Annotated in this window: 10 protein-coding genes; 4 read left to right on the forward strand and 6 right to left on the reverse strand. The window is 72.0% G+C overall.

Features of this window, described 5'->3' with window-relative positions:
* Positions 1-9: 9 nt before the first annotated feature.
* On the forward strand, positions 10-1,437 hold the full coding sequence (locus tag ACGF8B_RS28900) for a DUF1254 domain-containing protein (protein WP_392744270.1): 1,428 nt from the start codon (positions 10-12) through the stop codon (positions 1,435-1,437).
* Between the two features lie 66 nt (positions 1,438-1,503).
* Positions 1,504-1,728, forward strand: coding sequence for a DUF2277 domain-containing protein (locus ACGF8B_RS28905; protein WP_072483455.1), 225 nt, complete (start codon positions 1,504-1,506; stop codon positions 1,726-1,728).
* Here the strand turns inward: ACGF8B_RS28905 and ACGF8B_RS28910 are convergent.
* From ACGF8B_RS28910 to ACGF8B_RS28920, 3 genes are all read right to left on the reverse strand, one after another.
* Positions 1,715-2,386, reverse strand: a complete 672-nt coding sequence (locus ACGF8B_RS28910) for a DedA family protein (RefSeq protein ID WP_392744273.1) — start codon at positions 2,384-2,386, stop codon at positions 1,715-1,717. The two genes, ACGF8B_RS28905 and ACGF8B_RS28910, sit on opposite strands and share 14 nt — an antisense overlap.
* Positions 2,387-2,667: 281 nt before the next feature.
* Positions 2,668-3,120, reverse strand: coding sequence for a DoxX family protein (locus tag ACGF8B_RS28915; protein ID WP_259927332.1), 453 nt, complete (start codon positions 3,118-3,120; stop codon positions 2,668-2,670).
* An 893-nt stretch (positions 3,121-4,013) separates the two neighbouring features.
* Positions 4,014-4,658 carry an HNH endonuclease family protein gene (locus ACGF8B_RS28920; RefSeq protein ID WP_392744276.1) on the reverse strand — a complete coding sequence of 215 codons (645 nt, stop codon included), beginning with the start codon at positions 4,656-4,658 and terminating at the stop codon, positions 4,014-4,016.
* A 292-nt stretch (positions 4,659-4,950) separates the two neighbouring features.
* Here ACGF8B_RS28920 and ACGF8B_RS28925 point away from each other — a divergent pair, with 292 nt between their 5' ends.
* Positions 4,951-5,685, forward strand: coding sequence for an ABC transporter permease (locus ACGF8B_RS28925; RefSeq protein WP_392744278.1), 735 nt, complete (start codon positions 4,951-4,953; stop codon positions 5,683-5,685).
* 48 nt (positions 5,686-5,733) lie between these two features.
* On the opposite strand, the gene ACGF8B_RS28930 is transcribed toward ACGF8B_RS28925, so the two are convergent.
* Positions 5,734-6,396: an HAD-IA family hydrolase gene (locus ACGF8B_RS28930; protein ID WP_392744281.1), complete on the reverse strand. Its 663-nt coding sequence runs from the start codon at positions 6,394-6,396 to the stop codon at positions 5,734-5,736.
* A gap of 211 nt (positions 6,397-6,607) precedes the next feature.
* Positions 6,608-7,759: a peptidoglycan-binding protein gene (locus tag ACGF8B_RS28935; RefSeq protein ID WP_392744284.1), complete on the reverse strand. Its 1,152-nt coding sequence runs from the start codon at positions 7,757-7,759 to the stop codon at positions 6,608-6,610.
* A gap of 283 nt (positions 7,760-8,042) precedes the next feature.
* Between ACGF8B_RS28935 and ACGF8B_RS28940 the strand changes: the two genes are divergently transcribed.
* A complete protein-coding gene (locus tag ACGF8B_RS28940) occupies positions 8,043-10,091 on the forward strand; it encodes an MFS transporter (protein WP_392744286.1) in 2,049 nt (682 codons plus the stop codon).
* Between the two features lie 148 nt (positions 10,092-10,239).
* On the opposite strand, the gene ACGF8B_RS28945 is transcribed toward ACGF8B_RS28940, so the two are convergent.
* Positions 10,240-10,782 (reverse strand): GNAT family N-acetyltransferase, encoded by a 543-nt coding sequence (locus ACGF8B_RS28945; RefSeq protein WP_392744289.1) that lies wholly within the window; start codon positions 10,780-10,782, stop codon positions 10,240-10,242.
* Positions 10,783-10,940: the final 158 nt, after the last annotated feature.

The raw sequence follows: 10,940 nt of genomic DNA on the forward strand, positions 1-10,940 counted from the left end.
GAGGCAGCGGTGGATCTCGTAGCTCTCGCCGCCGAGGCGTACGTCTACGGATATCCGCTGGTCCGTGACCTTTCGGTGGTCGAGGGCGCCATGTACACGGGCTACGGTCCGCTGCCGCCCACCCCGTTCAACCGCTTCGCGCACGCGGACCGGCCGGTGCCTCCCGACACACCCTTCGTGTCCGTCGGCGACGACACCGTCCGGTCCGTCGCCCATCTCGACCTCTCCGGCGGAGCGGTTCTGATCCACGTCCCGGGCGCCCCCGACGCCCCGGACGGCCGGGGCGGTCCGGACAGCGCGTATCGGGTGTTGCAGTTCGTCGATGCCTGGACCGACAACTTCGCGTACGTCGGCCACCGTCCCACCGCTACCCGGACCGGTGACTGGCTCGTCGTGCCCCCGGGCTGGGCGGGACGCGTGCCCGACGGAGTGCTCGGGGTCATCGACGCGCCCACCTCCGTCGTCACCGTCCTCGGACGCAGTGACTGCGACAACGAAGACCGCGACGGCGGTGGCCACGGTGACGGTGGTGACCACGGGGGTGGCTCGGACGGGGCGGAGCGGGTCCGCGCGTTCCAGGAGCAGTTGACCATCACGTACGTCGAACCGGGTACGCACCGCACGGGACTGCCCGCGCCGGACCCCGACGTACCTGAGCCGCTGCGGTTCTTCGAGCAGCTCAGGGTGTGGATGGCCGACTTCCCGCCGTCCGCGCCCGACCGGGCGTACCAGGACCGGTTCCAGCCGCTGGGGCTGCTGGAGGAAGGGGCATCGCCCTACGTCCGTGCCGACCCCGTCCTTGTGCGCGCGCTGACCGAAGGGGCGGCGCGGGGCGGGGCACGGGTGGAGGAGGCGGACCGGGCCGACGCGGTGCGCGCGGGGTGGGCGATGCAGCCACATCTCTTCGACTACAACCTCGACCACTACGGCGTCGGGACCGTCGACTCCCCGGAGTGGCGGATCACCGACCGGGAGGCGTCCTACCTGACCAGGGCGGTGGCGGCGCGGAGCGCGTTGTGGGGCGTCCACGGTTACGAGGCGGTGTACGCCCGCGCGCTGTGTGACGCCGGGGGCGGGCGATTGAACGGGGCCCACTCCTACGTGCTGCGCTTCGAGGGGCGGCCGCCGGCCGAAGCGGGCTGGTCCCTGGCCGTGTACGACATGGCCGGGTGCGGCGGGCCCGGGTGCGGCGTGGCCGGTCGTCACGTGGCCGGTTCGCGGATCGGTGAGAGCTCGGCGGGGCGCGTTCCGGCGTACGCGGTGGACGGTTCGCTGACTGTCCGGGTCCAGCGGGAGCGGCCGGACGACCCGGTCGCGGCGGCGAACTGGCTGCCGGCGCCCGACGGGGACTTCCTGTTCGTGCTCCGGCTCCGTGCGCCGGGGACCGGGGTCCTCGACGGTACGTACGCACTCCCCGCCGTCGAACGGGTCCGGTGAGGGGAGCGGGGGCCGGAGGCAGGTGAGGGGAGGGCGATTGTCAGTGGTGCGGTTCACACTTGAGTCATGTGCCGCAGCATCAAGACCCTTCGCCCGCCAGCCATCCCCGAAGAGGCCACCGAGGAGGAGATCCGGGCCGCCGCCCTGCAGTTCGTACGGAAGGTGTCCGGCTTCCGCGCTCCGGCCGCGCACAACCAGGAGGTCTTCGACCGGGCCGTCGACGAGATCACCGAGGCGACCGTCAGACTGCTGGACGGCCTGGAGATCCGGGGTGCGGTCAGGACGCCGTAGTGGCCGTGGCGGCCGCCGATGCCGCGGCGGCCGCTTCCGCTGCCGGGCGGCGCATCAGACAGGCGGCCAGGGCGCCCGCCACGAACAGGGCGAGGACCGAGACCGCCGTGCCCACCCATGTCGCGCCGAGCCACTGGCCGCCGAAGTAGCCGAGGCCCACGCTGTATCCGGCCCACGCCACGCCCGCCAGGGCCGACCAGGGCAGGAATTCCTTGACCTTGCGGTGCGCGGCGCCCGCGCCCAGGGAGACCACCGAGCGCCCGGCCGGGGCGAAGCGGGCGATTATGACGAGGATGCCGCCGCCCCGGGCGAGGGCGGCGCCGAGGCGCTCCTGCGCGGAGGTGAGGCGGCGGGAGCGGGCGATGGCCCGGTCCAGGCGCTCCCCGCCGCGCCAGGCCAGCCGGTACGCGACGAGGTCGCCGAGCACCGAGGCGGTGGCCGCACAGAGCATCAGGGCGAGGAGCGAGGGGACCTCGGTCACCTGCTGGGCGGCGCCCGCGCCCGCGACGGTCGTCGAACCGGCGGCGGCGGCCGTGGCGGCGGTGATCACCAGTACCCCGCTGGGCAGCAGAGGCAGAAATACGTCCAGGAGCACCGAAAGCGCGACCACGACGTAGATCCATGGGCTGCCGGTCAGTGCGCCCACACTCTCAAGCACCTACTACTCCCCGATTCGGAACAACGCCGCGACGTCGCAGGGGAGCGGCAGGAGCGGCAGGGTCAGCTGTACAGCGTACGCCTGACGTTCATCCGGTGATCGACAAATACGGACGATGTTGGGAACCTCACGTACACCCGGAAATGGGAAGCTTTGGTTCCGGGCGCAGGCCCTGATGCTGTCCGGATATGGATCCGGATATGCGCCGGGATGTGCGCCTGGATGTGTGCCCGGACGCACGTCCGGATGTACGCGAGGAGCGGCCCTGCGGATCAGGCGGATCAGACCGTTACGGGCGGTGCCTGCTCGGGCGCGCGGTCCTTGTCGTGCTCCGTGCCGCCCCGGCCGAACAGCCGGTCAAGGGCCAGTGCGCCGGGGCCGGTGAAGACCAGCAGCAGGAACGCCCAGCAGAAGACGGCCGAGGGCTCGCCGCCGTTCTGCAGCGGGAACAGCGCCTCGGGCTGGTGGACCTTGAAGTACGCGTATGCCATGGAGCCGGAGCAGATCAGGGCGGCGACACGGGTGCCCAGTCCGGCCGTCACCAGGATGCCGCCGACGAACTGGATGACCGCCGCGTACCAGCCGGGCCAGGTGCCGGCGGGTATGGATCCGCCGTTCATGCCGCCGAGGACACCGAAGAGCGAGGCGGCGCCGTGGCAGGTGAAGAACAGGCCGATGACGATCCGGAAGAGGCCGAGTGCGTAGGGCTGAGCCTGGTTCAAGCGTGCGTGCATGGGGGGAGGGCTCCTTCGGTCTGGTGGGGACGTGAACCGATCGGGTGCCTCAGATTAGGGAAACCTCACCAATGCTTGCAAGTTCAACATTATGTCGACTGGCTGAAAGTAGCCCCATGTTTCTCGGTCAGGCTTCGGTCCGGCACCGCCTCCAACTGCGAAGCTGTGCTCGCTGTCTTGGCCTGAACCAATGGCGGCGCAGCTTTCCGGCCATGTGGAGTCGGGGGTGTGGGCGGGTTGCCGGGGCGTGGTCCGCATGGGCTGTACCACTGGGCCGGTGACGCGTCCGTCCGGCCGTCGCTGTGCGGACGGTCCGCCGGTCCGCCGTGCTGTGCGGCTCCGGGAGGCTCCGGGCGGGGCGGAGGCCGGCTGCGGGTGGTCCGGGGGCGAGCTGTGTGCGAGCGGGGCAGGTCAGCTGCCGGATGCGGTTCCCGGGGCGCCGTCCGGTGCCGGGGAGTGCCGCGCGGTTCCGCCGCGTATGTAAGGGGCGCATCACCCGGCAGCACATGGACCGCCGCCGAAGGGTACGGCGGGGAAGCGGCCCCGGACGCTCCGGCGACGATGTGTGGACCAGTGGTGGCGCGAACCGGGGCGGTGAGGTGTCACGGCTCCGTGCGGGGCGGGGTGGAGAGGGATTTCTCGTGGGTCCGGCGGGCCCGCTGGGTGCCGAGCACCGGCAGTCGCCGCCCGGCGGGCTTCCGGGGCGTGCGGGTACCGGCCGCGATCGGTCGCACTGGGCCGTACTCGGCCGAAAACGCGCCGGGGCGGGCGGGAGGGGAGGGGGTGCGTACATGGGTACGGAGCCGTGCGGTCTGCACGGCTCCGTACCCATGTGGAACGAACGACCGGGGAGGGTGGTCGGGCGCTTGGCGGCGGTTGTCCGGACGGCCGGTTCAGCAGCCGTTCAGGATGGATTGCAGCGCGCTCTTCTCGGCCGAGTCGACGGTCAGGTCGTAGTAGTGCTTCACGTGCACCCAGGCGCGCGCGTACGTGCACTTGTAGGCGGTGCGCGAGGGCATCCACTTGGCCGGGTCCTTGTCACCCTTGGACTGGTTGACGTTGTCCGTGACCGCGATGAGCTGCGGACGCGTCAGGTCGTTGGCGTACGCCTGCCGCTGGGCGGTCGTCCAGCTGCTGGCGCCCGACCGCCAGGCCTCGGCGAGCGGGACCATGTGGTCGATGTCCAGATCGGAGGCGGCGGTCCAGGTGGCGCCGTCGTACTCCGAGTACCAACTGCCGCTGACGGCGGCACAGCTGGAGTTCTGCTCCACGTTCGTGCCGTCACGCTCCAGCACGACCTCGCGGGTGTTGCAGGCGCCCGACTGGGTGATCCAGTGCGGGAACTTGTCGCGGCTGTAGCCGCTCGACGAACCCTCCGCCGAGACGGTCAGTTCGCTCAGGTACGTACGGGCGGTCGAGGCGGAGACCGGGGTGGGCATGGCTGCCTGCGCGGTGGGGGCGGTGAGCAGACCGGTGGTTGCGGCGAAGGCGGCGGATGCGGCGACGACGGCGATGCGACGCGCGTAGACACCAGACATGCGAACTCCCTTGATGTGGGGGGACCTTGGACGGGTGACCCGTGGGGCCCGGCCATCGTGGCGGTGCCAGGTTTCCGTGGGGTGGGCACCAGGTAACAGAGTGGCGACATGGTCACGTCACATCAAGGGTTCTGACCAACAGGACTGGAGCATGGGGGCGTACGTCCGCATCTGCGCGGGCGCGCAGGCTGACGTGGCGACAAGTCGACGGAGCCGGGAGGTGATTCGCTCGGCCGGTCCGGTACGGGGCGGTCCGGTGGGGTTCGGAACGGGCGGGCCGTAGGGTTGCGACGTGCTGCTACCGGTCAACATCACGCTCGGTGTCGTACTCGCCCTGCTGCTCGCCGCGGCGGCCACGGTCGCCGCGCTGGCCTCGCTCGGCCGGGCCCGCGAGATTCTGCTGGCCGGGCTGCGGGCCGCGGTCCAACTCGCCGCGGTTTCCCTGCTCATCGGCTGGGTGGTCCGTTCGCTGCCGCCGTTGCTGGGGTTCGTGGCGCTGATGTACGCCGTGGCGGTACGGACCGCGGGGCGCCGGATCACCCGCAATCGCACCTGGTGGTGGGCGGCGTTGCCGATCGCGGCGGGAGTCGTTCCGGTGGTCTCGCTGCTGCTGCTCACCGGACTCGTGCCGGTCCGGGGCATCGCGCTGATCCCGGTGACCGGCATCCTCATCGGCGGTGCGCTGACCGCGACCGTGCTCGGCGGGAGGCGGGCGCTGGACGAGCTGACGAGCCGGCGCGGGGAGGTGGAGGCGGGGATGGCGCTCGGGCTGCTCGACCGTGACGCGCGGCTGGAGATCGCCCGGCCGGCGGCGTCGGACGCGTTGCTGCCGGGGCTGGATCAGACCCGGACGGTGGGGCTCGTGACCCTGCCGGGAGCCTTCGTGGGCATGCTGCTGGGCGGCGCCTCACCGGTGCAGGCGGGCGCCGTGCAGTTGTTCGTACTGGTAGCCCTGATGGCCGTGCAGGCGGTGGCCGTCACGACGGTGCTCGAACTGGTGGCGCGGGGGCGGCTGCACCGGGTGTGACGTCGGCCCTGGGCGGGCGGGGGCTGCCCGGTGCGGGCGTTGCGCGGGTTATCGCGCGCTGATGTGCAGTCGGACCGAGCCGTCCGGAGCCGCCTCCACGCGGACCTGCGTCAGGTCCTCGACGTGTGCGTCGGGGGAGAGCGCCCCGGCGCGCGGGCCGACGCCCACGACACGCATGCCCGCCGCCCGGCCGGCCGCGATGCCCGCCTCCGAGTCCTCGAAGACGATGCAGTCCGCCGGGTCGAAGCCCAGCTCGGCCGCGCCCTTGAGGAAGCCCTCGGGGTCCGGCTTGCTGGCGCCGACGCTCTCGGCGGTGACGCGGACGGTGGGCATCCGCAGGTTGGACGCGGTCATCCGGGTCCGGGCCAGCGCCTCGTCCGCCGAAGTGACCAGGGCGTGCGGCAGTGTGGTGATCGCGTCCATGAAGGCCGACGCGCCGCCGATCGGCACGACGCCCTCGGTGTCGGCGGTCTCCTCGGCGAGCATGGCCCGGTTGTCCGCGTAGTTCTGCTCCATCGGGCGGTCCGGGAGGAGCACCGCCATGGTGGCGTACCCCTGCCGTCCGTGGACGACCTTGAGCGCGGCCTCCGGGTCCAGCCCCTCGCGCAGCGCCCAGCGCCGCCAGCAGCGCTCCACGACGGCATCGGAGTTCACCAGGGTGCCGTCCATGTCCAGGAGAAGGGCGCGGGCGGTGAGGACGGTGGCCGGCATGGGCGGGCTCCAGAACACGGGGGGAGCGACGGCGCCGGGAAGCGACGACGCGGGCGGAGGGCAGACGCGGGGAGGGGGCAGGCATGGGCGGAGGAGAACAAGCAGCCTCGCCCGCCGGTCAGGGGGTGGCGGGCGGAGGCTACTTTGTTCCATCACGATACAAAAAGCTGTCCGAGAAAGCCAATTCCTTCGGTTTCGGCAGCCCGGCCGGTCACCGGCCCGTCGTCTCGGCCTCCAGTGCGCGGCGGGTCTCGGGGCCGTACACCCCCGGCGGGTCACCCTCGATGGCCTTGTACGACTGGTAGACGCTCACCGCGTGCTCGACCCGGTCCGAGTAGTCGCCGTCGTCGCGCCCGTGGTAGAGCCAGATCTCCCCCAGGCGGCGTTGCAGCTCGGCCACCGCGGCCCCCTGGTCGCCGAGGCGCAGGGCGGGACCGGCCAGGGAGGCGGGCGGTGCGGACGACGGCGGGCTGCTCGTGGTGTGCGAGGGCATGCCGGAGGCCGGTGGCGAGGAGGCGGTGGACGCGGAGGCGGACGGCGAGGCGCTCGCCGAGGGGGAGACGGTGGCCGACGCGGACGGTGACGCGGAGGCCGAAGCGGAGGGCGAGGGCGAGGGCGCTACGGAAACCGGCGCCGGCTTCGTCGCGGGCATGCTCGCCCCGGGCACGTCGACCGCCGTGCCGGGCAGGGCATGTCGTCGGCCCGTGTCCCCGTCGTCGCCTCCGCCGAGCAGCCCGGTCGCGAATGCCGCCGTGCCCACCACGGCGACCAGGGCCGCTCCCACGGCGACGGCCGCGAGGGGGTGGCGACGGCGAGGCGCTTCGGGTTCCTCGCCGGGTGCCCCGGCGGGACGGGCCGGACCACTGGAGTCAATGGAACGGGCCGGATCGATGGGGCCGACAGGGCGGGTCGGGTCGAGGGAGTCGACAGGGCGGGCCGGACCGATGGAGTCGACAGGGCGGGCCGGACCGATGGAGTCGACAGGACGGGTCGGACCGATGGAGTCGACAGGACGGGTCGGACTCACGGGATCAGTACGACGGGCCGGCCCGGCGGGGTCGACGGCGTCCGGCGGCGGGCTCGCCATCGATCCCGCCGGGCCGAGGAAGAGCGGCATCGTCGTGGCCGCGTCCTCCGGGATGAGGTGCGGCTCCTGTTCCTGCACGGCCCCGTCGGCGTCGGTCGGGGCGGCGTCGGCCCCCAGCGTCACGTACGGACGTATCCGCAACGGATCGAAGTCCTCGGCGGCCGCCATCTCCGCCTTCTCGGCCGCCCGCCGCGCGCACACGCACCCGGCGCCAGGTCCTCCGCCGCCACCGGGTCTGCTGTCCGTACCGCACTCCGGGCATATATGTCCGGTCATTATGGGCCCCTCCCCTTGAATGCCCTGCGATTATGCAGCTCGCTGCCGAAATGCCCAACGCCGTACCGAATGCCGCACCGCGGCGCGGCACCATACCGAAGCGAGGCCCTCGCGCCGAGGCGCGGCCCCAGGCCGACGGACGGTCCCAGGCCGACGGGCGGTCCCCGCGCCCCAGCGCGGTTTCCGTACTGAAGCGCGGCCCCGTTCCCGTAACGGTGACTCAGCAGGCCATAACGGCATGAAAAGGCCAGGATAGGGGTGTAGCGGACCCGAGGAGATGTCCATGGCCCAGCCCCTGAGCCCCCCGGCCCCGACCCCGGCCCCCGGCGAAGAGCGTTCCACGCGGTCGGTCCTGGTGGCCATCGGCGCACTGCTCCTCGGCATGCTCCTGGCCGCACTCGATCAGACCATCGTCTCCACCGCACTGCCGACCATCGTCAGCGACCTCGGCGGGCTGGAGCATCTCTCCTGGGTGGTCACGGCCTACCTGCTGGCGTCGACCGCCGCGACCCCGCTCTGGGGCAAGCTCGGTGACCAGTACGGCCGCAAGAAGCTCTTCCAGGCCGCCATCGTCATCTTCCTCATCGGCTCGGCGCTCTGCGGCATCGCCCAGAACATGCCGCAGCTCATCGGCTTCAGGGCGCTTCAGGGTCTCGGCGGCGGTGGGCTCATGGTGCTCTCCATGGCAATTGTCGGCGACATCGTCGCGCCGCGCGAACGAGGCAAGTACCAGGGCCTGTTCGGTGCGGTCTTCGGTGCGACGAGCGTCCTCGGGCCGTTGCTCGGCGGGCTGTTCACCGAGCACCTCAGCTGGCGGTGGGTCTTCTACATCAACCTGCCGATCGGCGTCGTGGCGCTTCTGGTGATCGCCGCCGTGCTGCACATTCCGGTCCGCGCCACGAAGCACACCATCGACTACCTCGGCACCTTCCTCATCGCCTCCGTCGCCACCTGCATGGTTCTCGTCGCCTCGCTCGGCGGCACCACCTGGGCCTGGGGCTCGGCACAGATCATCGGCCTCGCCGTGCTGAGCGTCCTGTTGCTGGTCGCTTTCGTGCAGGTGGAGCGCCGGGCCGCCGAACCCGTCATCCCGCTGAAGCTCTTCCGGATCAGGACCTTCACCCTCGTCGCCGTCATCAGCTTCGTCGTCGGCTTCGCGATGTTCGGCGCGATGACCTACCTGCCGACCTTCCTCCAGGTGGTGCACGGCATCTCGCCGACGATGTCCGGTGTGCACATGCTCCCGATGGTGCTGGGTCTGCTCATCACCTCGACCGCGTCTGGGCAGATCGTCAGCCGCACCGGCCGCTGGAAGGTCTTCCCGATCGCCGGCACCGGCCTCACCGCGATCGGGCTCCTGCTGCTGCACCGGCTCACGGAGACCAGCAGCACCTGGGTGATGAGCAGCTACTTCTTCGTCTTCGGTGCGGGGCTCGGCCTGGTGATGCAGGTCCTGGTGCTGGTCGTGCAGAACGCCGTCACGTACGAGGATCTCGGCGTCGCCACCTCCGGCGCCACCTTCTTCCGGTCCATCGGCGCCTCGTTCGGCGTCGCGGTCTTCGGCACGATCTTCACCAACCGGCTCACCGACAAGCTGGCCGCCGCACTCGCCGGCCACTCGCTGCCCCCCGGCGCCGGTGTGGAGGGGCTGGCCTCCGATCCGCGTGCCATCGGGCAACTGCCGCCCGTGTTGCGGCCGGCGGTACTGCACGCGTACGCGACGTCGATCACGGACGTGTTCCTGTACGCGGCTCCCGTCGTGCTCGTCGCCTTCGTCTTCGCCTGGTTCCTCAAGGAGGACAGACTGCGCGGCTCGGTGACCGCTCCGGAGCCCACCGAGACCCTGGCGTCGAACCCGGTGGAGCGGTCCTCGTACGACGAGTGCGCCCGCGCACTCTCGGTGCTCGCCACGCGCGCGGGGCGTCGCGAGGTCTATGTGAAGATCACCGAGCGGGCGGGCTACGACCTGCTGCCCGCGGCGAGCTGGATGCTGCTGCGGATCAAACGGCACGGCACGGTCGAACCGGGCCGGCTCGCCGACATCGCCCCGGTGCCGCTGCGGGTGATCAGCGAGGCGGCCCGGCAGCTTGAGGAACGCGGGCTGGTCCGGCGCGAGGGCGTGCAGCTGGTGCTCACCGAGGCCGGCTCGGAAGCGGTGGTGAAGCTCGCGGAGGCCCGCGAGGCGTCCATGGCCGAACTGCTGGGCGACTGGTGGGGCCCGGACCGTCCGACCGACCTGGTCAGGCTCGTGGAGGAGCTGACCGCGGAGACGAACGGGTCGAGCAAGGAACGGCCGCACAGTCCCGAACCGAAACGGGACCACGCGGCCTGAACCGCGAATCCAGCACCCCTACGAGTACGTAGCCGTACGCCTCGGCGCTCGGCATCGCGCTCGGCATCGCGCTCGGCTCCATGCTCGGCATCGCGCTCGGCGTCGCGTCGGCCTCCGCGTTCGGCTCCGTGCTCGGCATTGCGTCGGCCTACACGCGCGGCTCCATGCTCGGCGTCGCGTCGGCCTCCGCGTTCGGCTCCGTGTTCGGCTCCGTGCTCAGCTCCTTCGCGAACCAGTGCTCCGCGTACTGCCGCCGGTGGAACGCAGGGACCTCCCGGTAGCCGTGCTTGGCGTACAGCCCCCGCGCCTCGACCAGGTCGTTGCGGGTGTCCAGCCGGAGCGTGCGTACGCCCAGGGCGCGGGCCGCGTTCTCGACGGCCGTCAGGAGCAGTCCGCCGCCGCCGGTGCCGCGGTGTTCGGGACGTACGAAGACCCGGGTCACCTCCGCGGTGTCCGCGTCCACCATCAGCAGTCCGGCGCAGGCCGCGGGCTTCCCGTCGAAGCGGCCGACGACGAACTCACCGGTGGGCCGGAGGAGCCGGTCGGCCCCGTCGTCCGTGAGCCCCTCGTCGATCTCCTCGGTGGTGGCGGGCCGGCCCCAGTAGCGGCTGGCGACCTCGTCGTAGTAGTCGCGACGCAGGCACGAGGCGTCGGGGGAGTCGAACGGTTCGGGGGCCAGCATCCAGGTCATGCCGGCCATTCTGACCCGCACATGGTCGGGGGGACCAACGATTTGGCGGGGGGGGGGGGGGGGGGGGGGGGGGCCGGGGGCGGGGCCCCCGCCCCCCCCCCCCCCCCCCACCCCCCCCCCAACCCCCCCCCCCCCCCACCCCCCCCCCCGGCCCCCCC

The sequence above is a fragment of the Streptomyces sp. NPDC047917 genome, from assembly GCF_043204345.1.
Taxonomy (GTDB): Bacteria; Actinomycetota; Actinomycetes; order Streptomycetales; family Streptomycetaceae; genus Streptomyces; species Streptomyces sanglieri.